The sequence below is a fragment of the Rudaea cellulosilytica DSM 22992 genome (assembly GCF_000378125.1).
Classification (GTDB): Bacteria; Pseudomonadota; Gammaproteobacteria; order Xanthomonadales; family Rhodanobacteraceae; genus Rudaea; species Rudaea cellulosilytica.
In genome coordinates this window covers 1435389-1462360 of sequence record NZ_KB899241.1, presented here as the reverse complement: position 1 = coordinate 1462360, position 26972 = coordinate 1435389, and the positions used below count along the sequence as shown (strand labels likewise).

The 26972-nt window shown below is 65.5% G+C and carries 24 protein-coding genes; 17 read left to right on the top strand and 7 right to left on the bottom strand.

Annotated features, from left to right (window positions below; translation table 11 throughout):
* Positions 1-74 precede the first annotated feature (74 nt).
* The 4 genes from hslU to F455_RS0106440 all read left to right on the top strand — a co-directional run bounded on the left by hslU (position 75) and on the right by F455_RS0106440 (position 2823).
* Positions 75-1403 (top strand): ATP-dependent protease ATPase subunit HslU, encoded by a 1329-nt coding sequence (gene hslU / locus F455_RS0106455; protein WP_018972463.1) that lies wholly within the window; start codon positions 75-77, stop codon positions 1401-1403.
* 53 nt (positions 1404-1456) lie between these two features.
* Positions 1457-2092: a hypothetical protein gene (locus tag F455_RS0106450; protein ID WP_018972462.1), complete on the top strand. Its 636-nt coding sequence runs from the start codon at positions 1457-1459 to the stop codon at positions 2090-2092.
* Positions 2093-2180: 88 nt separating this feature from the next.
* A complete protein-coding gene (locus F455_RS0106445) occupies positions 2181-2426 on the top strand; it encodes a hypothetical protein (protein ID WP_018972461.1) in 246 nt (81 codons plus the stop codon).
* Between the two features lie 25 nt (positions 2427-2451).
* Entirely contained in the window at positions 2452-2823 is a 372-nt protein-coding gene (locus F455_RS0106440) for a gamma-butyrobetaine hydroxylase family protein (protein WP_018972460.1), read from the top strand.
* Here the strand turns inward: F455_RS0106440 and F455_RS0106435 are convergent, their stop codons facing one another.
* Positions 2824-4800 (bottom strand): CocE/NonD family hydrolase, encoded by a 1977-nt coding sequence (locus F455_RS0106435; RefSeq protein WP_018972459.1) that lies wholly within the window; start codon positions 4798-4800, stop codon positions 2824-2826. It abuts the gene before it with no gap.
* Between the two features lie 106 nt (positions 4801-4906).
* Here F455_RS0106435 and F455_RS0106430 point away from each other — a divergent pair, with 106 nt between their 5' ends.
* Positions 4907-5491, top strand: coding sequence for a DUF4337 domain-containing protein (locus F455_RS0106430; RefSeq protein WP_018972458.1), 585 nt, complete (start codon positions 4907-4909; stop codon positions 5489-5491).
* 84 nt (positions 5492-5575) lie between these two features.
* Here F455_RS0106430 and F455_RS20000 read toward each other — a convergent pair whose 3' ends face one another.
* Positions 5576-6223 (bottom strand): YceI family protein, encoded by a 648-nt coding sequence (locus F455_RS20000; protein ID WP_018972457.1) that lies wholly within the window; start codon positions 6221-6223, stop codon positions 5576-5578.
* A 196-nt stretch (positions 6224-6419) separates the two neighbouring features.
* Between F455_RS20000 and F455_RS0106420 the strand changes: the two genes are divergently transcribed.
* The 4 genes from F455_RS0106420 (at position 6420) to F455_RS0106405 (ending at position 11683) form a co-directional block, all read left to right on the top strand.
* Entirely contained in the window at positions 6420-7325 is a 906-nt protein-coding gene (locus F455_RS0106420; protein WP_018972456.1) for a winged helix-turn-helix domain-containing protein, read from the top strand.
* Positions 7326-7348: 23 nt separating this feature from the next.
* Complete coding sequence (gene ubiE, locus F455_RS0106415; RefSeq protein ID WP_018972455.1) at positions 7349-8113, top strand: bifunctional demethylmenaquinone methyltransferase/2-methoxy-6-polyprenyl-1,4-benzoquinol methylase UbiE; 765 nt, start codon at positions 7349-7351, stop codon at positions 8111-8113.
* Positions 8114-8201: 88 nt separating this feature from the next.
* Entirely contained in the window at positions 8202-9794 is a 1593-nt protein-coding gene (locus tag F455_RS0106410) for a S10 family peptidase (protein WP_020684057.1), read from the top strand.
* 8 nt (positions 9795-9802) lie between these two features.
* Positions 9803-11683 (top strand): M1 family metallopeptidase, encoded by a 1881-nt coding sequence (locus F455_RS0106405; RefSeq protein ID WP_018972453.1) that lies wholly within the window; start codon positions 9803-9805, stop codon positions 11681-11683.
* A gap of 87 nt (positions 11684-11770) precedes the next feature.
* Here F455_RS0106405 and F455_RS0106400 read toward each other — a convergent pair whose 3' ends face one another.
* From F455_RS0106400 to F455_RS0106380, 5 genes are all read right to left on the bottom strand, one after another.
* The gene (locus F455_RS0106400) at positions 11771-12706 is read right to left on the bottom strand and encodes a carbohydrate kinase family protein (RefSeq protein ID WP_018972452.1); all 936 of its coding nucleotides are present in this window, start codon (positions 12704-12706) and stop codon (positions 11771-11773) included.
* A gap of 62 nt (positions 12707-12768) precedes the next feature.
* Positions 12769-14265 carry an Asp-tRNA(Asn)/Glu-tRNA(Gln) amidotransferase subunit GatB gene (gene gatB, locus F455_RS0106395; protein ID WP_018972451.1) on the bottom strand — a complete coding sequence of 499 codons (1497 nt, stop codon included), beginning with the start codon at positions 14263-14265 and terminating at the stop codon, positions 12769-12771.
* On the bottom strand, positions 14262-15716 hold the full coding sequence (gatA, locus tag F455_RS0106390; protein WP_026293135.1) for an Asp-tRNA(Asn)/Glu-tRNA(Gln) amidotransferase subunit GatA: 1455 nt from the start codon (positions 15714-15716) through the stop codon (positions 14262-14264). The genes gatB and gatA overlap by 4 nt, the downstream gene beginning before the upstream one ends.
* 213 nt (positions 15717-15929) lie before the next feature.
* Positions 15930-16217 (bottom strand): Asp-tRNA(Asn)/Glu-tRNA(Gln) amidotransferase subunit GatC, encoded by a 288-nt coding sequence (gatC, locus tag F455_RS0106385; protein ID WP_018972449.1) that lies wholly within the window; start codon positions 16215-16217, stop codon positions 15930-15932.
* Between the two features lie 65 nt (positions 16218-16282).
* Positions 16283-17935 (bottom strand): MFS transporter, encoded by a 1653-nt coding sequence (locus tag F455_RS0106380; protein WP_018972448.1) that lies wholly within the window; start codon positions 17933-17935, stop codon positions 16283-16285.
* A 335-nt stretch (positions 17936-18270) separates the two neighbouring features.
* Here F455_RS0106380 and F455_RS0106370 point away from each other — a divergent pair, with 335 nt between their 5' ends.
* The 8 genes from F455_RS0106370 to F455_RS0106335 all read left to right on the top strand — a co-directional run bounded on the left by F455_RS0106370 (position 18271) and on the right by F455_RS0106335 (position 26889).
* A complete protein-coding gene (locus tag F455_RS0106370; protein ID WP_018972446.1) occupies positions 18271-19317 on the top strand; it encodes a rod shape-determining protein in 1047 nt (348 codons plus the stop codon).
* A 94-nt stretch (positions 19318-19411) separates the two neighbouring features.
* A complete protein-coding gene (mreC, locus tag F455_RS0106365; protein ID WP_018972445.1) occupies positions 19412-20395 on the top strand; it encodes a rod shape-determining protein MreC in 984 nt (327 codons plus the stop codon).
* On the top strand, positions 20395-20883 hold the full coding sequence (gene mreD, locus F455_RS0106360; protein WP_018972444.1) for a rod shape-determining protein MreD: 489 nt from the start codon (positions 20395-20397) through the stop codon (positions 20881-20883). Before mreC ends, mreD begins: the two co-directional genes overlap by 1 nt.
* A 55-nt stretch (positions 20884-20938) precedes the next feature.
* Entirely contained in the window at positions 20939-22783 is a 1845-nt protein-coding gene (gene mrdA, locus F455_RS0106355; protein ID WP_169337300.1) for a penicillin-binding protein 2, read from the top strand.
* The gene (rodA, locus tag F455_RS0106350; RefSeq protein WP_018972442.1) at positions 22783-23904 is read left to right on the top strand and encodes a rod shape-determining protein RodA; all 1122 of its coding nucleotides are present in this window, start codon (positions 22783-22785) and stop codon (positions 23902-23904) included. Before mrdA ends, rodA begins: the two co-directional genes overlap by 1 nt.
* Before the next feature lie 48 nt (positions 23905-23952).
* Entirely contained in the window at positions 23953-24807 is an 855-nt protein-coding gene (locus tag F455_RS0106345) for a 2OG-Fe(II) oxygenase (protein WP_018972441.1), read from the top strand.
* A gap of 79 nt (positions 24808-24886) precedes the next feature.
* Positions 24887-25906, top strand: a complete 1020-nt coding sequence (mltB, locus tag F455_RS0106340) for a lytic murein transglycosylase B (protein WP_018972440.1) — start codon at positions 24887-24889, stop codon at positions 25904-25906.
* Positions 25903-26889: a septal ring lytic transglycosylase RlpA family protein gene (locus F455_RS0106335; protein WP_018972439.1), complete on the top strand. Its 987-nt coding sequence runs from the start codon at positions 25903-25905 to the stop codon at positions 26887-26889. The genes mltB and F455_RS0106335 overlap by 4 nt, the downstream gene beginning before the upstream one ends.
* The last annotated feature ends 83 nt before the right edge of the window (positions 26890-26972 follow it).

The window sequence follows — 26972 nt, the reverse complement described above, 5'->3', positions numbered from 1 at the left end:
CCCGTCGTGCTACGCGCCAGCTTCTCCCCGCGGAGAGGTGAAGCCTTCCCTCCATTCACATACCACCAGCGACCATGTCCGAACTCACTCCCCGCGAAATCGTCACCGAACTCGACCGTTTCATCATCGGCCAGAACGCGGCCAAACGCGCCGTGGCAATCGCGCTGCGCAACCGTTGGCGGCGCATGCAGCTCGATCCGGCGCTGCGCAACGAAGTGACGCCGAAAAACATCCTGATGATCGGCCCGACCGGCGTCGGCAAGACCGAAATCGCGCGTCGGCTCGCGGCGCTGGCCAACGCACCTTTCATCAAGGTCGAAGCGACCAAGTTCACCGAAGTCGGCTACGTCGGCAAGGACGTCGAGCAGATCGTGCGCGATCTCGCCGACGCGGCGGTGAAGATGGCGCGCGAGGCGGCGAAGAACCAGGTTAGGTCGCAGGCCGAGGAACGCGCGGAAGAGCGCATCCTCGATGCGCTGATCCCGCGCCGCGCGTCGAGCTGGGATCAGCCGCCGCCGGAGTCGCTCGACACCGACACGCGGCAGAAGCTGCGCAAGCAACTGCGCGAAGGCGCGCTCGAAGAGCGCGAAATCGAGATCGAAACGGCGGTCAACGTCGGCGTCGAAATCATGGCGCCGCCGGGCATGGAAGAGATGACCAACCAGCTCAAGGGCATGTTCTCGCAGATGTCCGGCAACAAGACGCAGAAGCGCAAGCTTGCGATCAAGGCCGCGCGCCCGCTGCTGATCGAGGAAGAAGCTTCGCAGCTCGTCAACGATGAGGAGATCAAGCAGCAGGCGCTCGAATCGGCCGAACAGAACGGCATCGTCTTCATCGACGAGATCGACAAGGTCGCGCAGCGCGGCGACTGGGGCGGCGCCGGCGTGAGCCGCGAAGGCGTGCAGCGCGATCTGCTGCCGCTGGTCGAGGGCTCGACCGTGTCGACCAAGCACGGCCTGATCAAGACCGACCACATCCTGTTCATCGCCTCGGGCGCGTTCTCGCTGGCCAAGCCCTCGGACCTGATTCCCGAGCTGCAGGGCCGTTTCCCGATCCGCGTCGAGCTTTCGGCGTTGTCGGCGAACGACTTCGAGCGCATCCTGCGCGAGCCGCACAGCGCGCTGACCAAGCAGTACAGCGCACTGCTGGCGACCGAGAACGTCAAACTCGAATTCAGCGACGATGGCGTACGCCGCCTCGCCGAGATCGCCTTCCAGGTCAATGAACGCACCGAGAACATCGGTGCCCGCCGGCTGCACACGGTTTTGGAGCGGCTGCTCGATACGATATCCTATGAGGCTCCGGATCGCGGCGGGCAGACGTTCGTCGTCGACGCGAAGTACGTCGACGAACACCTCGCGGCGCTGGTGCAGGATCAGGATTTGAGCAGATACATTCTGTAACTCTGCTCGTCTTCCCGTTTTCCGGGAAAGCAAGAATTGGTAAAAGCATAGAAATGGCAATCATCAACCACCACCGCGAAGGCGGAAACAACGTCGTCCAGTTCCGCGGCCGTGGCGCGCGCGCGCAGTTGCGCGAGGCGCTCGACGGGCGCGTGCCCGTGCGCGTGATGCGCGAGAAGATTTCCGCGGGCTGGACCCACGGCTACGTGATCGGCATGTCGACCGAGTTCGCGCTGATCGCGGAAGTCTCCGACGCGATGCGCTTCGACGGTTTCCTCGCGATCGCACTGTCCGATGTGAGCCATGTCGAGGAAGATCCCGGTCGCGAGTTCGTCGAGCGCGCACTCAAGCTCAATGAGGAAGCATTGCCGGCGCTGCCCGAGATCGATCTTGCCGACTGGCAGACGATCGCGCAGTCGGCATCGTCGGTGACGCCGCTGATCTCGCTCAACATGCTCGACGACGAGACCGGCGAAATCAGCTATGTCGGCCGCCTCACCGGCGCCGAGCCCGACGCACTGCTGCTGCAGGAGGTCGATCCGAACGCCAACTGGTATCCCGACACGGGCGCGTACGAGTTCCCGGCGATCGGTTCGATCGCGTTCGGCACGGCATACATGCTGCTGCTCGCGCGCATCGCCGGCGTGCCGCCGATTCCGCTGCCGCCTGAAGCGCTGCCCGCGTCCTGAGCGCAGCGTGAAACGGCCGACCCGTTGGCTCTTCTTCTGTGCCGCAGTCGCGGCGCTCGCCGGTTGCGCTCATTCCGGACAGCCTGGCATGTCTGCCTCTTCATCCAAATCGCAAGCCGCACCGGTGCCGGTGCGCGGATTCGTCACCGACATGGCCGCGTTCGATGCGTTCATCGCGCGCCGACCGACCGCGGACGAATTCCATGCCGCCTATCCCGACGTGCTGCTGATCTTGCCGAACATGCCGACGACGATGGAGATGCGCTACAACAACAGTCGCTACTTCGCCGAAGTCGGCGGCGATGGCCGCATCAGCGGTGGAAGATTCCAGTAAGCGACCGGCACCGGGCGGCAGCGCCATGACCGGGGCCGCGCCACAGCCGACCGATATCACCCTGCATCGCGCCTCGCGCGTGCTCGAAGTCGCCTTCGACACGGGCGAGACATTCCGCCTGCCCTGCGAATACCTGCGCGTGCATTCGCCCAGTGCGGAAGTGCAAGGCCACGGCCCGAGCCAGCGCGTGCTTCAGTACGGCAAGCAGAACGTGGGCATCGCCGAAATCGCGCCGGTCGGCCAGTACGGCGTGCTCCTGCGTTTCGACGACGGCCACGACACCGGCATCTATTCCTGGAGCGTGCTCTACGACCTCGGCAAGCACCAGGCCGCGAAATGGCAGGCCTATCTCGACGAGCTTGCCGCCGCGGGCAAGTCGCGCGCGCCGCAGCTCTGATCAGCGCCGTGCCGGGATGACCGGCAGCAGCACGTGCGATGGCCGCGTGCGGTCGAGATGCAGGCGGTTCGTCGCCACGCGCGGATGTTCGGCAAAACCCTCGGCTTCCCCGGAGTTCGGATTCGCGTCGAAGTGCGGGAAATTGCTGCTCGATATATCGACGCGCAGACGATGCCCGCGCTGGAACAGATTCGAAGTCGGGAAGGCCTCGATGCGGATTTTGTATATTTCTCCACTTTTCATCATTGCCGGCTTTTCCCAGGAGTCGCGGTAGCGCATGCGCAGGATGCCGTCGGTGAGATTCATCGCGTAGCCGTGCGGATAGTCCTCGTTCGGCGGATAGACGTCGATGAGCTTGGCGGTGAAATCCGTATCCGGCGCGTCCGACGAAACCCATAGCTCGAAGAGCAAAGGCCCCGTGACTTCAAGGTCCTCGTGCAGCGGCTCGGTCTGGAACACGAGCACGTCCTCGCGCTCGGCAAGCGCGCGATACGGCTCGGTCGAACCGAAGAATTGCGCTGCCTCGCGCTGGTCGAACGCGCCGCCGACCATGACCGGCTTGCCCGAAGTCACCGTGCCGCCGATCGTCGGCACCGGGTGCTTCGGATCGTAGCGATACTCGCGATGCGCGGCATCGGCTTGTGGCGGCGCCTGCGTCAGCGCGCCGTCGGGGTGAAAATAATGCGGCACAAGGCGCATGCCCGGCAGCGGCCAGTCGCGCTCGTTGCGCCAGCGGCCGCCGTGCTGCATGCGCCCTTCCGCATTCTTGCGCCCGCTGCCGCCGCCCATGACGAACGGGCGCACGGGCGCTTCCGCGTCGACGCCATTGGCGCTGCCCTTGAGCCAGCGGTCGAACCAGCGCAGACGCAGGGTGAGGAAATCCGGCGCGAGATGACCATCGACCGTCGCCTCGGCGCCGAAGTCGACATCGCCCGCATAGGTCAGTTGACGGTCGCCATGCGTCCACGGACCGAGAATCAGGCGCACCGGTCCGCGCTTGTGTTTTTTCAGCCCGAGATAGTTCTGCGTCGCCGTGCGCGGATACGGGTCGAACCACGACGACATATGCACCATCGCCGCATCGCAGTACCGGTCGTAGAAGCCCTCGGCGTAGATGCCGAGCTGCTTCCAGTAGGCGTCGAAGTTGCCGTGCTGCCATTGCTCGAACAAGTAGTTTTCGTAGTCGGGCGCGAGCGCGAGCGGAGAATCACCGCGATGCCACGGCAGGCGCGCGAACCAGCGCTTGATGTCGATCGCCTTGTAGGCTTCGAGTTTCTTCGGATCCGATCGAATCTGCGGACTCTCGGCCGCTTCGGAGAACGCCCAGGTCGCCTGCTTGAGCTCGAACGCGCCACCCTGGCGGATGCCGCCTTGATAAGCATTGGCGAAGCCGCCCGAGTCGAGGAACATCGCCTTCACCCCGGGTGCGCCGGCACTGCCGAGCGCACCTTGTGTGTGCGCCGCGTACGACAAGCCCATCGTGCCGATGCGGCCGTTCGACCACGCTTGCTTGAGTATCCACGCGCAGGTGTCATAGCCGTCGTTGCCGTCGGCGAGATATTTGACGAAGGTGCCCTCGGAGCCGTAGCGCCCGCGGCAGTCCTGATAGATCACGGCATAGCCGCGGCGCACGAAGAATTCCGCAACCTCGGCACGCGATTTCGGCTGTGGGTTATCCGGCGTGCGTTCGGAGCGGCTGGCGAGCGTCTTGCCATACGGCGTGCGCTCGAGGATGACCGCAAAGCGCTGCGCGACCGGTTTGCCGTTGCGCGCCGGCAGATAGACGTCGGTCGCGAGACGGACGCCGTCGCGCATGCGCACCATTTGATCGCGCAGCACGACGACTTCGTAGTCTTCGGTCTCGCCTGCGCGCATCCGCGCCCACGGCGCAGCGGCTCCCGCGATCAGGCCGAGCGCCCAGCGCCCGAAGCGGCGGCGCGACCAAACGGAAGGCGGAGCTGGCAATGGTCCGGTCATGGCGAAAACCGCGGAGAAGACGGGGCTTGCGCTAGACTAACAGAGGGGATGCAGTCGAAAAATCGGGGTTGAACCGGCCAAGCTCATCACTTGAAGAGAACTCGTCATGCCCGAAGAAATCGAAATCGACACCGATAAGCTGCAGGAAGCCATTCACGAGGAAATCGAGAAGGAAGAAGGCTCACTGCTGCGCACGATCGCATTGACCACGGCGCTGTTCGCCGCTGTCGCGGCGGTGGCATCTCTGCTCGCCGGCAGCACGGTCAATGAGGCACTCGCGCTCAAGACCGAGGCGACGCAGTTGCAAGCGCAAGCCTCCGATCAATGGGCGTACTACCAGGCCAAAGGCATCAAGGCCGTCGTGCTCGAGGCCCAGCGAGGCGTGCTCACGAGCGCGGACAAGCCGGTTTCGCCCGAGACCGAAAAGAATATCCAGCGCTACAAGGACGAACAGCAGGAAGCCAAGAAGAAGGCCGAGGAGTTCGAGCACGAGCGCGACGAAAAGGGCAAGGAAGCCGATCACCTGATCCATCAGCACCACTATTTCGCCTACTCGGTGGCGATGCTGCAGGTCGCGATCGCGCTCGGCGCCGTCGCCGCGCTGACGCGCAAGCGGCTGGCGTGGATCGGATCGGCCGCACTCGGTCTCGTCGGCGCGGCCATCTTCTTCTGGGCGCTGTTCGCACACTGATCCGCCATTTGGCCGGACGACACCGCGCGCACTAGACGATCAGCCGCCACGAAAGCGTGGCGGCCGATCGCCGGTTCGACCGACTCAGTTCTTTTTCGCCGCCGCCTTGGCCTTTTCCGCCGCTTCTTCTTCGGCCAGCTTTTTCAGCGATTCGGCGTAGCTCTTCGCTTCCGCCGCCTCAGCCGTGATCTCGATGCGGATCTCATCGCTGACCTGCGGCACGAAACGGCCGAGGCCGAAGTCCGAGCGCTTCAGCGTGGTCATCGCGTCGAAGCCGATCGTCGCCAAGTTGTTGCGCGGATTCACACCGATCCTGTTCAGGCGCACGTCGAGCACGACGGGTTTGCGCAGGCCATGCAGCTCGAGTTCGCCGCTGACTTTGTATTGGTCGGCCATCGCGCCCTTTTCGACGCGATTGCTCTTGAATGTGGCGGTCGGGTACTTCGCCGTCTCGAAGAAATCGGCCGAACGCAGGTGCTCGTCGAGATCGGGCACGCTCGTGGTGAATTTGTCGAGCGGGATCGTGACCGTGACCCGCGCCTTGGCCGGATCGGCCGGATCGAACTCGAGCGAACCTTCGCCCTGGCCGAACTGCAGGGTCGGGTTGGCGAAGCCGAGATGGACCCAGCGCGCGATGCCCTGGGTGTAGTTCGGCTCGAACGTGTAGGTCGTCGCCTGCGCGGACAGCGAGACGAGCCCGAGCGCGGCGGCGAGAATGGAACGGTGCAGCATGGGGACTCCTTTTTGGGGCTGGCAATGTCGACTGTGGATGAACGAAACGCGCGCCGACTGTGCCGGGATCGCGCCGCGCAAGTCCTGAGCCGCGCCTGAAACGTCCTGAAATTCTCTGAAAGAAGCAGTCGTCGCGCCCGCTCAAGGCACGAGCGCGGCCCCGCTATACTTCACGCCCGCATTTCGATCCGGCGACATGAACGAATCGGCGAAATTTCCGCTGCGCATCGGCGCCTGGCGTGTGGACGCCCTTGCCGGCGAGATCTCGCGCTCGGGCGGCGAGCCCGTGCGTCTCGATGCGCGCACGCTGCGCTTGCTGTTGCACCTCGCCGCGCGCGCCGGCGAAGTGGTCAGCATCGACGAACTGCTCGACCGGGTCTGGGCCGGCGTGATCGTCACGCCCGATTCGGTCTATCAGGCCGTCACTTCGTTGCGCCGCCAGCTCGGCGATGATCCAAAGCGGCCGGCCTACATTGCGACCGTGCCGCGCCTCGGCTATCGCATGATCGCGGCAGTCGGACCGTGGACGGACGACGCTGCCGAACCTGCCGAAACGGCGCCGCAGGCATCCGCGGCTGCCGCGCCCGGTCCAGCCAAACCGACGAGGCGCTGGATTGCACTCGCCACAGTCATCGCGCTGATCGCGATCCTCGGCATGGCCTGGCTGTTCGCGAACCGCCATCCCGCGGGCGAGGCCGTGGCCGCGCACGCTGCACCGCCGTCGATCGGCGTGCTGCCGTTTCTCGATCTCACCGAGGGCATGGTCCAGGAAGAGTTCGCCGACGGCATCACCGAGGAATTGATCGGCAAACTCAGCAAGATTCCCGGCCTGCGCGTACCGGCGCCGACCGCGTCGTTCTACCTCAAAGGCAAGCAGCTTGCGGTGGCCGACGTCGGCCGGCAGCTCGGCGTCGTTTACGTGCTCGATGGCAGCGTGCGCAAGTCGGCATCGACCCTACGCGTGGCCGCACGGCTGATGCGCGCCGACGACGGCTATGTGCTCTGGTCCGAAACCTACGACCGCCCCGTGGACGATCTGCTGATGATCCAGGACGACATCGCGACCGAAGTGCAGAAGGCGCTCGCGCAGGCCTTGCGTTGAACGCGGTGGGTTAAGATAGGCGCATGAGCGAAACGAATCCGAACCCGGCCGACACCACCCATTTCGGCTACCGCGACGTGCCCGTGGCCGAGAAGGAAAAGCTCGTCGGCAAGGTGTTTACTTCGGTCGCGTCCAAGTACGACCTGATGAACGATGCGATGTCGTTCGGCGTCCACCGTCTGTGGAAGCGCTGGTTCGCGGCGACGAGCGGCGTGCGCGCGGGCGATGCGGTGCTCGATCTCGCCGGCGGCACGGGCGATATCGCCGCGCTGCTGTTGCCGATGGTCGGCGCGAGTGGCCGCGTCGTGCTCGGCGACATCAACGCGGCGATGCTGCGCGAGGGCCGCGATCGGCTGTTGAACGAAGGCCGCGTGCGCGGCTTGGCGTACGCCCAGGTGAATGCGCAGGCACTGCCGTTTCCCGACGCGAGCTTCGATGCGGTGACGATCGCGTTCGGCCTGCGCAACGTCACCGACAAGGACGCCGCGCTGCGCGAGATGCAGCGTGTGCTGCGCGTCGGCGGGCGCGCGTTGATCCTCGAATTCTCCGCGGTGCGCGATCCGCTGCTGAAGAAACTCTACGATTTCCATTCGTTCCAGGTGCTGCCGCGCCTCGGCTCGCTGATCGCCGGCGATGCGGAAAGTTATCAGTACCTCGCCGAATCGATCCGCAAGCATCCCGACCAGGCCACGCTCAAGGCGATGATGGAAACCGCCGGCTTCGCGCGCGTCGACGTGCGCAACCTCACCGGCGGCATCGTCGCGATCCATCGCGGTTACAAGATTTAACACCTCGATCCGTTCGCCCAGGGCTTTCGGCACGGTGCGGCGGTTTTCCGCTGCGGCAAAATGGCGGACTTTCGCCCGAGGAGTCGCCATGCGCAGAAGCCTGAGTTGTGCCCTGTCCATCCTGTTGGTCACCAGCGGCATGGCCATGGCCGTCGAGCACGACGAGGCGGAGAAGCCGGAGGCGAAATCTGCGGCGGCGAAGGATAAAGAAAAAGCCAAAGCCGCCGAAGAGAAATCGGTCGTCACGAGCCACAGCGTATCGATCAACGGCCGCAACTACGCCTACAAGGCGACCGCGGGCACGCTGACGATCCGCGACGACAAGGACGCACCCGACGCGAGCGTGTTCTACGTCGCCTACACTGTCGGCGACGGCAAGGATTCCGAAAAGCGCCCGGTAACCTTCTTCTACAACGGCGGTCCCGGCTCGGCGAGTCTGTGGCTGCACATGGGCTCGTTCGGTCCGGTGCGCGTGGCCACGTCGAGTCCCGAGGCGACCGCGCCGGCGCCGTATCAGGTCACCGGCAATGCCGACAGTCTGCTCGACAAGAGCGATCTCGTCTTCGTCGACGCGATCGGCACCGGCTATTCGCACGGCCTGCCCAAGGACAAGGACGGCAAGCCTGCCGAGAAGGACAAGGACGACAATCCGAACAAGCGCTTCTGGGGCACCGACCAGGACATCGACGCGTTCGGCCGCTTCATCGTCCGCTACATCACCGTGAACCAACGCTGGAACTCGCCGAAGTTCCTGTTTGGCGAGTCCTACGGCACGCCGCGTTCGGCCGGCCTTGCGCGCTATCTCGAAAGCCACGGCGTGGCGCTCAACGGCGTCGTGCTGCTGTCGTCGATCCTGAATTACGCCTCGCGCATGCCCGGCCTCGACAACGATTACGTCAACCTGCTGCCGACGTTCGCGGCGATCGCCTGGTACCACAACAAGGTTCCGAACAAGCCCGCGTCGCTGGAGCCGTTCGTCGACGAGGTGCGCGGTTTCGCGCGCGGCGAATATTCGGTGGCGTTGGCCAAGGGCCAGGACCTGAGCCCAGCCGAGCGCGACGCGATCGCGCAAAAACTCAGCCGCTACATCGGCCTGTCGCCGCAGTACCTGAAGGACGCCAACCTGCGCGTCAGCCAGCCGCGCTTCCGCAAGGAACTGCTGCGCGACCAGCGCCGCACGCTCGGCCGCTTCGACGGCCGCTTCGAAGGCATCGACGCCGACGCCGCGGGCGAATCGCCCGAGTTCGATCCGTCGAGCACGGCGATCAGCGGCGCGTTCTTCTCCGCGATCAACGACTATCTGACGCGCGAATTGAAGTATCCGAGCGACGTGCCGTATCGCATGAACGCCGGTGCGGCGATCGGCGAGTGGGACTGGCGGCATGCGATCTCCGGCTCGACGCGCAAGGTGCAGCTGCCGGCGATGGTCGGCGATCTGTCCGAGGCGATGCGCACCAATCCGCATCTCAAGGTGCTGTCGGCGAACGGCTGGTACGATCTGGCCACGCCATTCTTCGCCACCGAATACGATCTCGCCCATCTCGACATCGACCCGAGCCTGCGCAAGAACCTGAGCTTCAGCTATTACCCGTCGGGGCACATGGTCTATCTCAACCTCGATGCGCTCAAGCAGATGAAATCCGATCTCGTCAAGTTCTACGACAGCGCGCTGTCAAAATAGGAATACCGATGAACACGTTTGCTCGCACCGCCGTCGCCGGCATCCTGGGCCTCGCCATCATGACTACCGCGCACGCCAACGCATCGACCGAAAGCCGCGACCCGCATTCCTACGCGCAACCCGACAAGGTGCGCGTGACCGCGCTCGACGTGGACCTCACGGTCTCGTTCGACAAGCACGTGCTGTCCGGCAGCGCGGTGCTCGACCTGGAATGGCTCGATCCCGCCGCACGCGAACTCGTGCTCGACACCAGCGGTCTCAAGATCGAACGCGTCGAGGACATGAGCGGCCAGCCGAAGTACCCGCCGCTTGAATTCCAGGTCGACAAGCCCGACCCGATACTCGGCTCGGCGCTGCGCATCAAGATGCCGCGGCAGGCGAAGCGCGTCTACATCGCCTACTCGACCAGCCCGGACGCGGCCGGCCTGCAATGGCTCGATCCTGGCCAGACGGCGGGCAAGAAGCATCCGTTCGTTTACTCGCAGTCCGAGTCGATCGCCGGGCGCAGCTGGATTCCGCTGCAAGACACGCCGCAGGTGCGCTTCTCCTACACCGCGCACATCACCACGCCGAAAGATTTGCGCGCAGTGATGAGCGCGAACAACGACGCGAAGCACCCGCTCGACGGTGATTTCCGCTTCGCGATGCCGCAGAAGATTCCCTCGTACCTGCTCGCGCTCGCGATCGGCGATATCGCGGTCAAGGAAATCGGTCCGCGCAGCGCGGTGTATGCCGAACCTGAAACCGTGACCGCGGCGGCGAAAGAATTCGACGATATCGAGAAGATGATCGTCACGACCGAGAAGCTCTACGGCCCCTATCGCTGGGATCGCTACGACATCCTCGTGCTGCCGCCGTCGTTTCCGTTCGGTGGCATGGAGAATCCGCGCCTGACGTTCGCCACGCCGACGATCATTGCCGGCGACAAGTCGCTGGTCAGCGTGATCGCGCACGAGCTCGCGCATTCGTGGTCGGGCAATCTCGTCACCAATGCCGCGTGGAAGCACGTCTGGCTCAACGAGGGTTTCACGACCTACGTGCAGGGTCGCATCGTCGAAGCAGTCTACGGGAAACAGCAGGCCGACGAGGAATTCCTCGTCGCCGCGAACGAGCTGAAAAAGGAATTCGCCACAGCCAAGCCGGCCGAGCAGTTGCTCGTGCCCGATCTGACCGGCAAGGACGCGGACGATTCGCTCAGCGACGTACCGTACACGAAGGGCTCGTGGTTCCTGCAATACCTCGAAGGCAAGTTCGGCCGCGACACGTTCGATGCGTTCCTGCGCGGCTACTTCGACCACTTCGCCTTCCAGAGCATCACGACGGATCAGTTCGTCGCCTATCTGAAGGCGAACCTGCTCGACAAGCATCCGGGCAAGTTGAACATGGACGAAGTCAACGCGTGGCTGCACCAGCCGGGCATTCCGGCCGACGCGCCGCTGCCGAGCTCGGCCCGCTTTACCGTGCAAAACATTGAGCGCAGCGAGTTCGTTGTCGGCAAGCGCAGCGCGAAGGATCTGAATGCGCAGACCTGGTCGACGCAGGAATGGCAGTACTTCCTCGACCAGCTGCCGCCGAAGCTGTCTGCCGAGCAAATAAACGCGCTCGACAACGCTTATCACCTGACCGGCACGCACAACGCCGAGATCGCGTTCCGCTGGTACCGCCTGGCGATCGGCAGCGGCTATGAGGCCGCGTATCCGGCGATGCGCGAACACATGCTGCGCATCGGCCGCCGCATCCTCGTCGTGCCGCTCTACGGCGAACTGGCAAAAACGCCGAAGGGCAAAGACCTGGCCGAGAAGATCTACGCCGAAGCCAAGCCGGGCTATCACCCGATGACGCGCGCGGCGGTGGAGAAGGCGTTGCGGGAGCCTGGCAGGCAGCGCTAGTCGTACTTTTCACCTCTGTCGACGCGCTTCGCGCATCGACAGAGCGCCAAAGATGCCGCTGACTTCGACTCGCACCTCTGAAGCGATTCAGTCCAGCGAATAGCCGAACTGCTGCTTGAACTGATCGGCGAACTCGGCGTAGGTGAAGCGCTGGTTCTGCGTGCCGGGATGCTCGATCTTGAGCGTGCCCATCAAGGAAGCGATGCGGCCCGTGGTCGGCCAATCCATGCCGCGCGTGAGGCCGAAGATCAGGCCGGCGCGGTAGGCATCGCCACAGCCGGTCGGATCGACGATGCGGCGCTCGTGGCCCGGCGGGATCACGTGCTGTTTCTTGCCCTCGTGCACGATCGAGCCCTTCGGACCCTGGGTCACGATGTAGGCCTTCACGCGCGCGGCGATGTCGTCGGCGCTCCAGCCGGTACGCGCTTGCAGCAGCTCCGACTCGTAATCGTTGACGATCGCGTAGTCGGCCTGCTCGATCATCGTGCGGAATTCCTCGCCGTTGAACAGCGGCATGGCCTGGCCCGGATCGAAGATGAAGGGCGTGCCCTTCTCGGCGAATTCGCGCGCATGCTGCAGCATGCCGTCGCGGCTGTCCGGAGCGACGATGCCGAAGCTCACACCCTCGACGTCCTTCACGTGATGCTCGTGCGAGTTGAGCATCGCGCCCGGATGGAAGGCGGTGATCTGATTGTTGTCCATGTCCGTGGTGATGAAGCATTGCGGCGTGAACAGCTCGTCGTAGACGAGCACGTGGTCGAGGCGGATGCCGCAGCGCTGCAGATGCTCGCGGTACGGGCCGAAGTCCTGGCCGACCGCGCCGAATGGAATCGGATCGTCGCCGAGCAGCTTCAGGTTGTAGGCGATGTTGCCCGCACAGCCGCCGAACTCGCGGCGCATGCGCGGCACGAGGAACGACACGTTCAGGATATGCACCTTGTCGGGCAGGATGTGGTTCCGGAACTGGTCCTGGAACACCATGATCGTGTCGTAGGCGAGCGAACCGCAGATCAATGCAGACATGTAGCAACTCCCGAAAAATCGAATTCGTTTCTGTTGTCTTCCCGCAGGCTGCGGGAAACGGTTTATTTTAGTTTTTCCCGCAGCAGCGCGTTGAGCTGCTGCGGATTGGCCTGACCGCGCGTGCGCTTCATCACCTGGCCGACGAAGAACTGCAGCAGCTTCTCGTTGCCGCCGCGGAAGTCGGCGAGCTGGGTCGGATATTCGGCGAGCACCGCATTGATCGCGGCGGCGAGCGCGCCCGAGTCGGAGATCTGCTTGAGACCGCGTTTCTCGATCACCGCATCGGCATCACCTTCGCCGCCCCACATCGCCGCGAACACGTCCTTGGCAATCTTGCCGGAGATGACGCCCTCGCGCAGTCGTGCGAGCAACTGCGCCAGCGCGGGCGCGGAGACGCGCGACTGTTCGATCGACAGAGCCGCTTCGTTGAGCGCGGCGGAGACTTCGCCGAGGGTCCAATTCGCTGCCAATTTCGCATCTGGATGCAACGCGCCTTGGGTGTTTAGGGTTTCTGCGGCGAGCTTGGCCTCACCGGGCAGCGTGGCGAGCACGGCTTCGAAATAATCCGCGGTTGCGCGATCGGCGCAGAGCTGCGCCGCATCGATCTCGGGCAGGCCGAGCGCATCGACATAGCGCTTGCGCCGCGCCTCGGGCAACTCGGGCATCGTCGCCTTCACCGCGGCGATATCGTCGGCCGTCACCGCGAGCGGCGGCAGGTCGGGATCGGGAAAATAGCGATAGTCGTTCGCGTCTTCCTTGCCGCGCATCGGCCGCGTCTGGTGGCGTGCGGGATCGTAGAGGCGCGTTTCCTGCACAATGCGCTCGCCGTTTTCCAGCGCGCGGATCTGGCGTTCGATTTCGTATTCGATCGCCTTTTCGACGAAGCGGAAGCTGTTGACGTTCTTGATCTCGGTGCGCGTGCCGAGTTTTTCCGAACTGACTGGGCGCACCGACACATTCGCATCGCAGCGGAACGAGCCTTCCTGCATATTGCCATCGCAGACGCCGAGCCAGCGCACAAGCGTGTGCACGGTGCGCATGTAAGCGACAGCTTCCGCGGCCGAGTACAGCACGGGCTTGGAGACGATTTCGAGCAGCGGCGTGCCGGCGCGATTCAAATCGATGCCGGTCGCGCCGTGGAATTCCTCGTGCAGCGACTTGCCCGCGTCTTCTTCGAGATGCGCGCGCTCGATCGCCACCTCGATAGTGCGGCCGTCATCGAGACGCACGGCGAGCTTGCCCTCGGCGACCACCGGTAGCTCGTACTGGCTGATCTGGTAGCCCTTGGGCAGGTCGGGATAGAAATAATTCTTGCGCGCGAACACGCTGTGCGACGCGATGCGTGCGTCGATCGCGAGGCCGAAGCGGATCGCCTTGTCGAGCGCGGCGCGGTTCGGCACCGGCAGCGTGCCGGGCAACGCGATATCGACGAGACCGGTATGCGTGTTCGGCTCCGCGCCGTACGCGGTCGACGCGCCCGAGAACAGCTTCGACTGCGTCGACAACTGCGCGTGGATTTCGAGGCCGATAACCGGCTGCCAGTTTCCGTAGGCGCTCATGCCACGCCCTCCGGCTTGTGCGCATGCCAGTCGCTGGCAAGCTGGAACTGGTGCGCGGCATTGAGCAGACGCGCTTCCTCGAACGCGGGCGCGATCAACTGCAGGCCGACGGGCAGCTTCTCGCTGAAACCCGCGGGCAGCGAGATCGCCGGCAGTCCGGCGAGGTTGACCGCGACGGTGTTGACGTCTTCGGCATACATCGCGAGCGGGTCGGAATTCTTTTCGCCGAGCTTGAACGCAACGGTCGGCGTGGTCGGCCCGGCGATCAGGTCGACTGTCTTGAACGCTTCGGCGAAATCATTCGCGATCAAACGGCGCACGCGCTGCGCGCGCAGGTAGTAGGCATCGTAATAGCCGGCCGACAGCGCATAAGTGCCGACGAGAATGCGGCGCTTCACTTCCGCGCCGAAACCTTCGGCGCGCGTGCGCGTGTACAGATCTTCGAGCGACTTCGGTTCTTTCGCCGCGTAACCGTAGCGCACGCCGTCGTAGCGCGCGAGATTGCTCGATGCTTCGGCCGGCGCGATCACGTAGTAGGCAGGAATCGCGAGCGCGGCATTCGGCAGCGACACGTCGACGAGCGTGGCGCCGAGCTTTTCGTATTGCTTGAGCGCGGCCTGCACGGCCGCGGCGACGCCCGCATCGATGCCGGCGCCGAAGTATTCGCGCGCGACGCCGATGCGTAGACCTTGCAGCGGCTTCGCCAATGCAGCGAGGTAATCGTCCACCGCGCGATCGGCACTCGTCGCGTCACGGCCGTCGTGACCGGCCATCGCGGCGAGCACCTGCGCGCAGTCTTCGGCACTGCGCGCGAGCACGCTCGCGGTGTCTAGGCTGGACGCGAATGCGATCATGCCGAAGCGCGAGACGCGGCCGTAAGTCGGTTTCAGACCGGTAATGCCGCAGAACGCGGCCGGCTGGCGAATTGATCCGCCGGTGTCGGTGCCGGTCGCGAACGGCACGATGCCGGCGGCGACGAGCGCAGCGGAGCCGCCCGACGAGCCGCCCGGCACGCGCGCGGTGTCCCACGGGTTCTTCACCGGACCGTAGAACGAATTCTCGTTCGACGAGCCCATCGCGAATTCGTCCATGTTCGCCTTGCCGATCGCCACGGCCTGCGCAGCGGCAAGCTTGTCGACGACGGTGGCGTTATACGGCGGCACGAAGTTGTCGAGCATGCGCGAGGCGCAGGTCGTGCGCAGGCCGTTCGTGCAGAAGATGTCCTTGTGCGCGAACGGAATGCCGGCCAGCGCGGACGCGGGATTCTTCGTCAGCGCGGTATCCGCGCGTTCGGCGGCGGCGAGCGCGCCGGTTTCGTCGAGCGTGATCAATGCATTCAGGTCGACGCGATTTTTCGCCGCGGCGAGCGCCTGCCGGGTCAATTCGGTTGCCGACGTTTTCCGCTCACGCAGTGCCTGCGCGAGTTGCATGATTCCAAAAATTTGAGCCATCTTAAAAACGTAGCGAGCGAAGGTAGTTGGCGCGTGGGCGGCGCGCAGGAAGCGGAGTGTACATGGCAGTACATGAGCATGACTCGCCGCATCTGCGGCTCGCCCTTCGGGCCATTCGCTGCGCGAATGTTCGCTGTGGCATCCTGCCTACGCAGTCCGAGCACCGACCGCGCGCCAAATGCCGAGCGCAGTAGTTTTTAAGACGGCTCACGCTTATTCGAGAACTTTGGGGACCAGATAGAGGCCGCCGCGCGCATCGGGCGCGAGCGCGAGAAACGCGTCGGCGCGGTCGGGTTCGGTCACCGCGTCGGGCCGCCAGGCCAGGGTCTGCTCGTGCGGATGCGCGAGCGGCTCCACGCCGTCGATCTGCGCCGCGCCGAGCTGGTCGGCGAGGTCGAGCACGCGACTCAGCTCGCCGGCGATCGGCGCGAGTTCGTTCTCGCCGACGGCGAGCCGGGCAAGGCGGGCGATATGGCGCACGGTGGCTGCGTCGATGGACATGCGGAAAACCCGAGGTAGAACTGCGACGATAACATATCAGCTAGCGCCTTCGGCGCCGCGGATTTTCAGGCCGGCGGTGATACCCCGGCCGCCGGCCGCGCGAGTCGGGCCTGGATGTCCTCGAGCCGGTGCCCGCGCGTCTCGATGCCCCGCCGCAGCAGCATCGCACCCGAAAATCCCAGCGGTACCGCGATCAACACGGCCGAGAGCATGAAATGCTCGAAGAATCCGGCGACGCCGAGGCCGGCGCCGAGGATGCCGCCAAATTTCGAGCTCGCCGCGATCAGGCCCGCGCCGGTGCCGCGATACTGCACGGGATAGATTTCCGCGGCGTAGGGAATCAGCATCGCGATCACGCCGCTCGTGCTGATCAGCAGCGCCACGGTCGCCGCCGTGACCGCGGCCGCCGAGCGCACTTCGAACGTGGCGAGCAGGCAAAACATCAGCAGCGCGAGCGCCGACAGCGAGATGAACAACACCAGCGTCTTGATCGCGCTCCAGCGGTGGTAGAGCCAGACGACGAGACCGATGCCCGGCAGTGCGAGTACGGCTGAGCCGGCGAGCAGCGCGCTCGTCGCCTTTGCCTCGATGCCGAGCTTGACCAGGTTGGTCGGCAGCCAGAGGATGAAGCCGAAATTGGCCAGGCCCCAGCCAAGGCCGCAGACGACCAAACCCCAACTGATGCCAGCCAAGCGGCCACGCAGCAGTGCGCGCAGGCCGCCGCTGTCGATCGGCGCATCGATTTCCGGTGCGCCGGGCGTGGCGTCGGCGTCCAACTCGATCGCGGCACGCGCCTCGGCGGGCGTGTGCGCGCCGGAGAACTTGAGCAGCACGGCGCGCGCTTCGTTCTCGAGCCCCTGGCTGGCGAGAAAGCGCGGCGATTCGGGAATCCAGCGATTGAGCAGCAGAATGATCGCGCCGGTCGGCAAGTTGAGCAACCACAGCGAGCGCCAGCTGAACACCGGTTCGAGTAGCGTGGCCGCGCCGGCCGCGGCGAGATAGCCCGCCGAAGTTCCGACGCCGCCGAGCGCGACGAGCAGCCAGCCGCGGTGCGCGGCCGGGATCGCTTCGGCCATCAGCGTGAACGCGATCGGCAGCAAGCCGCCGGCCGAGGCGCCCATGAGGAAACACATCGCGAGGTTCCACTGGAACGAGGGCATCGCGCCGCAGATCGCCGTGGCCATGAACATGATCGCCGACAACAGGATCGCGGCGCGGCGGCCGAACAGGTCGCCGAGGCGCCCCCAGACGACCGAGCCGACCGTGGTGCCGATCAATGCCCACAAGGCGAGTTTCGCCGCGGTCTGCTTGCTGATTTCGTATTCGGCGGTCATGCCCGGGATGACGAAGCCGAGCGTGGCTGGCTTCATCACGTCGATCACGAGGGCGACGACGAGCACGGCCACGAGGGTCCAGTGCTCGCGATTGAGCGGCACGCGGTCGGCGATGTGGAAGCCGACATGATCGCGTGCGGATTGCAGCGTTTCGCGCATCTGCGCGAGGCGCGGCATCAGGCCATAGATCGACAGGCCGAGGCCGAGCGGAATCAGCGCCATGCCGACGAGCATCGTCGTGTCCATCGGCATGCCGGCCAAGTGGTAGTGCATATGCGCGCCCATCGCCAGCATCGGCCCGTGCGAGAACACGCCGGCGGCGATCAGCGCGCAGCCGAGCCAGAATGCGACGGGATGGTGGAAGGAAATACTTTTCGTGATCATCGATGCAAAAAGATAGGAGGGAACCTCTCGAAACCGTAGCGAGCGAAGAGAATTTCCGCGTCGCCGGAGCGCAGGAACCGGAGTGTACAGTCGAGTACATGAGGATTCCGAGCACCGCCGGCGCGCAAATTATCAAGTGCAGTAGGTTTCGAGAGGTTCCCGAAGGCGAGCTGCCGGACTCGGACTGCTAAGCCGGAGTGATGACGTCGACTACGTCGACATTGCCCGCAATTTAACAGCATTTTTCCTTGCTTCGCCCGGAGGCGCTTACTACACTGGCGCGCTTTTCTTTTCACGCAAGACGCGACGCAACAGCAGCACGAGCGAAAACAAGAATGTTCAAGGGTTTACGCGGACTTTTCTCCAACGATCTGTCGATCGATCTCGGCACGGCGAACACACTGATTTATGTGCGCGGCCAGGGCATCGTGCTGAACGAGCCGTCGGTCGTCGCGATCCGCCAGGACCGCGGTCCCGGTGGCCCGCGCTCGGTCGCTGCGGTCGGCGCTGACGCCAAGCGCATGCTCGGGCGCACGCCGGGCAACATCGTCACGATCCGGCCGATGAAGGACGGCGTCATCGCCGACTTCACGATGACCGAGGAGATGCTCAAGCAGTTCATCAAGAAGGTGCACCGCGCGCGCATGTTCCGCCCGAGCCCGCGCGTGCTCGTCTGCGTGCCTTGCGGCTCGACCCAGGTCGAACGCCGCGCGATCAAGGAGTCGGCCGAATCGGCTGGCGCGCGCGACGTGTATCTCATCGAGGAACCGATGGCCGCGGCGATCGGTGCCGGCATCCCGGTGCACGAGGCGCGCGGATCGATGGTGCTCGACATCGGCGGCGGCACTTCCGAAGTCGCGGTGATCTCGCTTAACGGCATCGTCTATTCGCAGTCGGTGCGCATCGGCGGCGACCGTTTCGACGAGGCGATCATCAACTATGTGCGCCGCAATCACGGCACCCTGATCGGCGAATCGACCGCCGAGCGCATCAAGGTCGAGATCGGCTGCGCGTACAAGCAGGATGAGGCTCGCGAGATCGAAATTTCCGGCCGCAACCTCGCCGAAGGCGTGCCGCGCATGATCCGGATCAATTCGAACGAAGTGCTCGAGGCGCTGCACGAGCCGCTCTACGGCATCGTCGCCGCGGTGCGCGTCGCGCTCGAACAGACCCCGCCCGAATTGTGCTCCGATGTCGCCGAACGCGGCATCGTGCTGACCGGCGGCGGCGCCCTGCTCAAGGACCTCGATCGCCTGATCTCCGAGGAAACCGGTCTGCACGTGCACGTCGCCGACGATCCGCTGACCTGCGTTGCGCGTGGCGGCGGGCGCGCGCTCGAACTCGTCGACCAGCACGGCGGCGATTTCTTCGCGTCGGAGTGAAGGGCCGGGAAGCCGAAGTTGACGATCGGGGGTAGTTGAGAACAGGGGCAACGCGCTTTTTCCGATTCCCGATCTTCGAATCCCGCTCCGAAAAATGGCCATCCCCGCCAACAACACGGCACCGCTGTTCGGCGAAGGCGCATCGAGCACGCTGCGTCTGGTCGTCTATCTCGTCATCGCAATTGCGCTGATGATCGCCGACCGACGCGGCGACTGGCTCGAGCACTTGCGTGCCGCTGCCAGCATCGTCGCCGAACCGATCTGGCGCCTGGCCGCTGCGCCGTCGGAACTCGCGCGCGATGCGCGCGTCGCCCTCGCCGACCGGCACGCATTGAGCGAACAGAACGCCGAGCTGAGCCGCCAGTTGCTGCTCGCACAGACGCGCCTGCGTCGCGTCGAAGCCGTGCAGGAGCAGAACCAGCGCCTGCAGGAGTTGCTCTCGGTGCAGAAGACGCTCGGCCTGTCCGTACAGCTCGCGCGCGTGATCGACGTCGACTTCGGCCCGTACAAGCGGCAAACGATCATGCTCGATCTCGGCAGCGACAACGGCGCAAAGGTCGGCCAGCCCGTGATCGACGCGCGCGGTCTCGTCGGCCAGATCGTTGAGGTACGTCCGCACAGTTGCACGGTGCTGCTGATCTCGGACAAGTCGCACGCGGTGCCGGTACGCATCGAACGCACCGGCATGCGCACGATCGCGCGCGGCAACGGCACGCTCGACACGCTGGAGTTGCCGAACATCCCGACCAGCGCCGACGTGAAGCCCGGAGACAAACTGCTTACCTCGGGGTTGGGCGGACGCTTCCCCGCGGATTTTCCGGTCGGCGTGATCCGCTCGGTCGGCAACGACGCGACGGGCATGTTCGCCGCCGCCAAGGCCACACCCGATGCCGCGCTCGACCGCAGTGCCGAGGTGCTCGTGCTGCACGAGCTCGCCAATCCGGTGGGTCCGCCCGCACCCGCCGAGAACGTCGGCCCGCCGGTGTCGCTCAAGGGCAGCGACGAGCCCGCGCCGCCGGCGCAACCGACGTCGCCACCGGCGACACAGCCAGACCCGACGAATCAGGGGGAGCCGTAATGCGCATTCGCGGCCTCAACTGGCTGTTCTGGGGCGGCATCGCCGCGACCTTCGTGTTCCAGCTCGCGCCGCTGCCGGCCGTGCTGCTGGCGTTCAAGCCGTACTGGCTCGCCCTCGTCCTGATCTATTGGATGATCGAAGTCCCAGAACGTGTACCGCTCGGCCTGTGCTTCGTGCTCGGCCTCGTCGCCGACGTGCTCGGCGGCGAGGTGCTCGGCGAACAGGCGCTGCGCTTGTGCATCCTGTGCTTCATCGTGCTGCGCTTCCGCTCGCGCCTGCGCTTCTTCCCGATGTGGCAACAGACCCTCGCCGTGTTCGCGTTACTGCTCAACGATCGCGTCGTTTACCTGATGGTGCACGCGATCGCCGGCGATCCGCCGCCGCCGCCCGACTTCTGGCTGGCACCGGTGGCCGGCATGCTCGCATGGCCTTGGCTGTTTCTTCTGTTCGACGATTTGCGTGCGCGCCTGCGCGCGGGTGATGCTTGAGATGAACTTGCCGGGCTCGCGCATGCAGGTCCGCAACGCCCGCGTCGAGGCAGACATGTTTCGTGCGCGGGCCGTCATCGGCTTCCTGCTCATCGTGATTTGTCTCGGCACGCTGGTGTCGCGCTACGTGTTCCTGCAGGTCTATCGCGGCACCGAGTTCAGCGAGACCTCGGACAAGCAGCGCATCTCGGTACGCAGTGTGGCGCCGAGCCGAGGTCTCATCTATGACCGCAACGGCGTGCTGCTCGCCGACAACGTCGCCGCGTTCCGGCTCGAGATCGTGCCCGAGGCGGTCGAGGGCGGACGCAAGGGCATGGAGCATCTGCTCGCCGAACTCGGCGACGTGGTCGCGATCAGCACCGACGACGTCGAGCACTTCCGCAACGCACGCGCAAAGAAGAAGGCGTTCGAGAGCGTGCCGCTGCGGCTCAAGCTCAGCGAAGACGAGATCGCGCGCTTCTCGGTCAACCGCTGGCGCTTTCCCGGCGTCGAAGTGGTGCCGTACCTGACCCGCGCCTATCCGCTCGGGCCGCTGTTTGCGCATGCGATCGGCTACGTCGGCCGCATCGACCTGAACGAGCTGGTCAAGCTCGATCCGAACCTCTACGCCGGTGCCACGCACATCGGCAAGACCGGCGTCGAGCGCTGGTATGAGGACGAGTTGCACGGCGCGCCGGGCAGCGAAACGGTCGAGGTCGGCGCCGACGGCCGCGTGCGCAGGAAGCTCGACTACGTATCGCCGACGCCGGGCAAGAACCTGTATCTGTCGATCGATGCGCGCCTGCAGCGCGCCACCGAGGAAGCGCTCGGTGCGCGTCTCGGCGCAGCGGTCGCGATCGATCCGCGCAACGGTGAAGTGCTCGCCTTGGTCAGCGAGCCCGACTTCGACGGCAACCTGTTCGTCAACGGCATCGCCCAGGCCGACTACGCGCAGCTGATGCAGGACCCGCGCAAGCCGCTGCTCAACCGCGCGATCGCCGGCGGCTTCATTCCCGGCTCGACGATCAAGCCCTATGCCGCGGCGGCCGGGCTGGAACTGGGCGTGCGCACGCCCTCCGATACGGTGGTCTCGACCGGCGAATATCACATTCCGGGCCAGGCACGCGGTTACCGCGACGACTTCCCTGCCGGTCGCGTCGATCTCAAGCTCGCGCTGGCCTGGTCGGTCAACACGTATTTCTACTCGCTCGCCTACGAGATGGGCATCGACCGCTTCAGCGGTTTTCTCGGCAAGTTCGGCTTCGGCGCGAAGACCGGCATCGATGTCGCCGGCGAAGCCGCGGGCGTGCTGCCCTCTGCCGAATGGCTGCGTGCGACGCGCAACCAGCCCTGGTATGCGGGCTACACGGTCAACGTCGGCTTCGGCCAGGGCTTCTGGGTGGTCACGCCGATCCAGCTCGCGCATGCACTCACCGTCGTTGCCGCGAAGGGCGCGAACCGACCGCCACATGTGCTGCGCGCGACCCAGGCCGGCATCGGCGCACCGGTGCAGCCGGTGCCGCTGCCGATGCCGGGCCCGAACGTGGGCACGCACGCGGGCACGTGGAAGGCGATCGAGGAAGGCATGTGGCTCGCGGTGAACGGGCCGCCGCCGAGCACGGTGAGCGGGCTCGGCAAGGAGTTTCCCTACGCGATCGCCGGCAAGACCGGCACCGCCGAGCGTTTTTCGCGCTTCGACGAGACCTGGACCTCGATCGCGACCTCCTCGGCCGATCGCCATCAGGTGCTGTTCGAGTGCTTCACCCCGACCGAGGATCCGCGCATCGCCGTCGTCGTCGCGCTTGAGGCCGGCCACAGCGGTGCCTCCGACGCCGCGCCGATCGCGCGCAAGATCCTCGATGCCTGGCTCAAGTACGACGACGATGCGCCCGCGCCGCGTGTCGCGGAGGCCACACAATGATGCTCGCCTTCGAGCAGCTCGGCCCACGCCTGCGCCTGCTTGCGCGGCGCTGGCTGCGCGCCCCGGCGCTCGACTGGCCGCTCGCGCTGGCATTGGTGCTGCTCGCCGGCATCGGCCTGGTTAACCTCTACAGCGCAGGCGGCCCGGATACGAAGGTCGCGCTCAACCAGGGTGCGCGCTTCGTGCTCGGCGCGATGCTCATGGTGCTGCTCGCGCGTGTCTCGCCGCAGAGCCTGCGCAAATGGACGCCGTGGCTGTACGCGGGCAGTGTGTTCCTGCTGCTCGTCGTCGCCGTGCTCGGCGAAGGCCGCGGCGCGCACCGCTGGCTCGATCTGAAAGTCTTCCGCTTCCAGCCGTCCGAGCTGTCGAAGCTGACGATGCCGATGATGGCCGCATGGGTGCTGAGCCGCGGCGAGCTGCCGCCGAAGTTTTCCTCGCTCGCGATCGTCGGCGCACTGATCGCCGTACCGGCCTGGCTGATCGCCAAGCAGCCCGACCTCGGCACCGCGCTGCTCGTCGTCGCTGGCGGCATGTTCGCGATCTTCCTCGCCGGCATGGCCTGGTGGCGCATCGGCCTCGTGCTCGCGACAGCAGCGGCGGCATCGCCCTTCGCCTGGCACTTCATGCACGACTACCAGAAGAAGCGCCTGTTCACGTTCCTCGATCCGGCCGCGGATCGTCTCGGCGACGGCTGGCACATCATGCAGAGCGAGATCGCGGTCGGCTCGGGCGGCCTCTGGGGCAAGGGCTGGCAGCACGGCACGCAGTCGGCGCTCGAATTCCTGCCTGAGCACACGACCGATTTCGCCTTCGCGGTGTTCTCCGAGGAATGGGGCCTGATCGGCGTCGTCGCGGTCATTCTGATCTATATCTTCATCGTCGGTCGCGGCCTGATGATCGCGGCGACCGCGCGCGACACGTATTCGCGCCTGCTCGCCGGCTCGATCAGCATGTCGTTCTTCGTTTACGTCATGGTCAACGGCGGCATGGTCGCCGGCATCCTGCCCGTGGTCGGCGTGCCGATGCCGCTGATCAGCTACGGCGGCACTTCGGTCGTAGCGCTCCTTGCCGGATTCGGCATGCTGATGTCGATCCATAACCACCGCCGACCGGCGCATTGAGGGCGCCCTTGATTTGAATTGAGACGCCACGGCACCTACGCTAACGACATGAGCAGAACGATCGTCACCGCCGAAGCCAAGCAATGGATCCTCAACCGCACGCTCGCCGGCGCCGGCAGCGAGCAGGTGATCGCGGAACTGATGGCGGCCGGCTGGCAGCGCAAGGCGGCGAGCGATGCGCTCGCCGTCGTCGTCGCCGAGAATGCGCGTGCGCGCGTCGCGATCGAGGCGAACGACCGCCCGGCTGAAGGCGTGCCCGAACCCGATATCACGAAGATGCCGCTGTCGCTCGACGCGGGCGACCGCGAAGTGAAGGTGCTGGTCGAACTGAAGTCGCCACGCGTCGTCGTGTTCGGCGGCCTGCTCAGCGCCGAAGAATGCGCCGCGCTGATCGAAGCGGCGAAGCCGCGCCTGGCGCGCTCGGAAACGGTCAACCGGCAGACCGGTGAATACCAGGTCGACATTGCGCGCACGAGCCGCGGCATGTTCTTCCAGCGCGCAGAGAGCGAGCTGCATATGCGCATCGAGGATCGCATCGCGAAGCTGTTGAACTGGCCCGCGGAAAACGGCGAGGGTCTGCAGGTGCTCAACTACCAACCCGGCGCCGAATACGAGCCGCACTACGACTACTTCGACCCGGCCGATCCCGGCACGCCTGCGCTGACGCGCCGCGGCGGCCAACGCGTCGCCAGCCTGATCATGTATCTCAACACGCCGCAGCACGGCGGCGCGACGACGTTCCCCGACGTCGGCTTGTCGGTGCTGCCGCAGCAGGGCAACGCGGTGTTCTTCAGCTATCCGCGGCCGGATCCGCTGACCAAAACCTTGCACGCCGGTGCACCGGTCACGGCGGGCGAGAAATGGATCGCGACGAAGTGGCTGCGTCAGCGCGTTTTCGCTTAACGACGATTCGCTTTCGGGGCGACGTTGTCGGCGCGGCATGCTACCCTCGCCGCACCCGTTCCCGCCGCCTGTTCGATCGATGACTTTCCGCGTTTTGTGTTGGTGCGCCTGCCTGCTGTTCGCTTCGTTCGCCGCACTGGCGCGCGCCTACGACCCGCCGACGCCGGCGCAGGTGGCCGCGGCACAAAAGCAGTTCGCCGACGACCTCGCGCGTGACACCGATCTTTCTGCGGCCGACGTGCTCGCGACGCTGGCGAAGGCGCGCTACCAGCAAACGATCATCGATGCGATCTCGCGCCCGGCCGAATCGAAGACCTGGCGCGAATATCGGCCGATCTTCCTCACCCAGGCCCGCATCGACGGCGGTGTTGCGTTCTACCGCGCGAACAAGGCGCTGTTCGATCGTGTCGAGAAGGAGTTCGGCGTACCCGCCCCTATCCTGGTTGCGATCATCGGCGTGGAGACGAACTACGGGCGCACGCCGACGCGCTATCACGTGCTCGACGCGCTGAGCACGCTCGGCTTCTACTACCCGCCGCGCGCAGATTTCTTCCGCGGCGAACTGCGCCAGCTGTTCCTGTTGCACGGCGCGAATTTCCCGTATCCGATCGAGAGCCTGATGGGCTCGTACGCCGGCGCGATGGGCATGGGCCAATTCATGCCGTCGTCGATCGCGAAGTTCGCGCGTGACGAGGACGGCGACGGCAAGATCGACTTGTGGAATTCGCTGCCGGACATCGTCGCCAGCATCGCCAACTATTTCGTCGGCAATGGCTGGCAGGCGGGCGGTCCAGTCGCGGTGCGTGCCAAGGTCAGCGCGAATGCGCGCGCGGTGACGCCGGAAAACCTCAAGCCGGCGTACCCGCTGCAGCAGCTCGCCGAATGGGGTTACCTGCCGGCGACGAAACTCGACGCGAGCGGCGACACCCTCGCCACGCTGGTCAAGCTCGAAGGCGAAGACGGCCCCGAGGTCTGGATCACGCTGCAGAACTTTTACGCGATCTCACGCTACAACCGCAGCCCGCTGTACAGCCTCGCCGTGTACCAGCTCAGCGCGGAAATCGCGGCGCAAGTTGGCGGTCAGTCCGCGCCGAAATGAAGGCGGGCGCGGCCGCCAGCCTGCTGCGCGCGGGAGCTGCGGCCGCCTTGTTGCTGATCGCCGGGTGCGGCGGACACAAGACGGTTCGACCTTCGTCATCGTCGCCGACATCGCGCGTCGACGACACCTCGCGCCCGCAATCGCGCCGCTACGCCCAGGACGGCGATTCCGGTCCCGGCGGCACGCTGCCCGACGTCAGCAGGATTCCCGAACCGGTGCCGAAGTCCGAGCCGCGCTCGGCCTACGGCAACAAATCGCCGTACGAGGTGCTCGGCAAGACCTATAGCGTGCTGCCGAATGCATCGGGCTACGTCGAGCGCGGCATTGCCTCGTGGTACGGCAACAAATTCCACGGCTACGCGACCTCGAACTTCGAGAAATACGACATGTACGCCTACAGCGCCGCGCACAAGACGCTGCCGCTGCCGAGCTACGCACGCGTGACCAATCTCGAGAACGGGGCGAGCGTGATCGTGCGCGTCAACGATCGCGGGCCGTTCGCCGAGAACCGCGTCATCGACCTGTCCTACGTCGCCGCGATCAAGCTCGGCATCTGGCAGAAGGGCACGGGCCTGGTCGAGGTGCGCGCGATCGATCCGGAGCATCCCGAGCGCGACGCCGCGGTGCGCAGTCCGGTGCGGTCCACGCCGGGCATCGCCTCCCCGGCGGCGGCAGCCAGCATGCCGCCGCCGCGCCTAGAAGAGCGTACGGTTGCGGCCGCGCCGGCGCCCGAAAAAATCCATAAACCTGCTCTATATCTGCAGGTCGGCGCGTACTCGGATCAGGCCAACGCCGAGCGCGCCGCATCGACGCTGCGCAGCGCGCAGCTCGGTGCGGTGCGCGTGGTCGAGGGCAGTTCGAACGGCCGCTCGGTGCGGCGCGTGCGCATCGGCCCGCTGCGCGACGCGGACGAGGCCGATGCGCTGGCGCCGAAGGTGCGTGCGCTCGGCCTTGGCGAGCCGCGCGTGGCGATCGACGATTGAGCAGCGAAGGTCGTCGCATTCAGCCGGGACGTGTAAAATTCGCGAATCGTAAGCCGGTATCGCTCCTCACCCCGCTCGCGCCT

Excerpts from the sequence above, each read along its gene's own strand:
- F455_RS0106435 (WP_018972459.1), bottom strand. The coding sequence starts at position 4,800 with ATGACCGGACCATTGCCAGCTCCGCCTTCCGTTTGGTCGCGCCGCCGC.
- mreD (WP_018972444.1), top strand. The coding sequence starts at position 20,395 with ATGCGCATTCGCGGCCTCAACTGGCTGTTCTGGGGCGGCATCGCCGCG.
- mltB (WP_018972440.1), top strand. The coding sequence starts at position 24,887 with ATGACTTTCCGCGTTTTGTGTTGGTGCGCCTGCCTGCTGTTCGCTTCG.
- F455_RS0106420 (WP_018972456.1), top strand. The coding sequence starts at position 6,420 with ATGAACGAATCGGCGAAATTTCCGCTGCGCATCGGCGCCTGGCGTGTG.
- F455_RS0106445 (WP_018972461.1), top strand. The coding sequence starts at position 2,181 with ATGTCTGCCTCTTCATCCAAATCGCAAGCCGCACCGGTGCCGGTGCGC.
- hslU (WP_018972463.1), top strand. The coding sequence starts at position 75 with ATGTCCGAACTCACTCCCCGCGAAATCGTCACCGAACTCGACCGTTTC.
- F455_RS0106440 (WP_018972460.1), top strand. The coding sequence starts at position 2,452 with ATGACCGGGGCCGCGCCACAGCCGACCGATATCACCCTGCATCGCGCC.
- F455_RS0106405 (WP_018972453.1), top strand. The coding sequence starts at position 9,803 with ATGAACACGTTTGCTCGCACCGCCGTCGCCGGCATCCTGGGCCTCGCC.
- rodA (WP_018972442.1), top strand. The coding sequence starts at position 22,783 with ATGCTCGCCTTCGAGCAGCTCGGCCCACGCCTGCGCCTGCTTGCGCGG.
- F455_RS0106380 (WP_018972448.1), bottom strand. The coding sequence starts at position 17,935 with ATGATCACGAAAAGTATTTCCTTCCACCATCCCGTCGCATTCTGGCTC.
- F455_RS0106335 (WP_018972439.1), top strand. The coding sequence starts at position 25,903 with ATGAAGGCGGGCGCGGCCGCCAGCCTGCTGCGCGCGGGAGCTGCGGCC.
- F455_RS0106400 (WP_018972452.1), bottom strand. The coding sequence starts at position 12,706 with ATGTCTGCATTGATCTGCGGTTCGCTCGCCTACGACACGATCATGGTG.
- F455_RS0106450 (WP_018972462.1), top strand. The coding sequence starts at position 1,457 with ATGGCAATCATCAACCACCACCGCGAAGGCGGAAACAACGTCGTCCAG.
- gatA (WP_026293135.1), bottom strand. The coding sequence starts at position 15,716 with ATGGCTCAAATTTTTGGAATCATGCAACTCGCGCAGGCACTGCGTGAG.
- F455_RS0106345 (WP_018972441.1), top strand. The coding sequence starts at position 23,953 with ATGAGCAGAACGATCGTCACCGCCGAAGCCAAGCAATGGATCCTCAAC.
- gatC (WP_018972449.1), bottom strand. The coding sequence starts at position 16,217 with ATGTCCATCGACGCAGCCACCGTGCGCCATATCGCCCGCCTTGCCCGG.
- mreC (WP_018972445.1), top strand. The coding sequence starts at position 19,412 with ATGGCCATCCCCGCCAACAACACGGCACCGCTGTTCGGCGAAGGCGCA.
- F455_RS0106410 (WP_020684057.1), top strand. The coding sequence starts at position 8,202 with ATGCGCAGAAGCCTGAGTTGTGCCCTGTCCATCCTGTTGGTCACCAGC.
- F455_RS20000 (WP_018972457.1), bottom strand. The coding sequence starts at position 6,223 with ATGCTGCACCGTTCCATTCTCGCCGCCGCGCTCGGGCTCGTCTCGCTG.
- mrdA (WP_169337300.1), top strand. The coding sequence starts at position 20,939 with ATGTTTCGTGCGCGGGCCGTCATCGGCTTCCTGCTCATCGTGATTTGT.
- gatB (WP_018972451.1), bottom strand. The coding sequence starts at position 14,265 with ATGAGCGCCTACGGAAACTGGCAGCCGGTTATCGGCCTCGAAATCCAC.
- F455_RS0106430 (WP_018972458.1), top strand. The coding sequence starts at position 4,907 with ATGCCCGAAGAAATCGAAATCGACACCGATAAGCTGCAGGAAGCCATT.
- ubiE (WP_018972455.1), top strand. The coding sequence starts at position 7,349 with ATGAGCGAAACGAATCCGAACCCGGCCGACACCACCCATTTCGGCTAC.
- F455_RS0106370 (WP_018972446.1), top strand. The coding sequence starts at position 18,271 with ATGTTCAAGGGTTTACGCGGACTTTTCTCCAACGATCTGTCGATCGAT.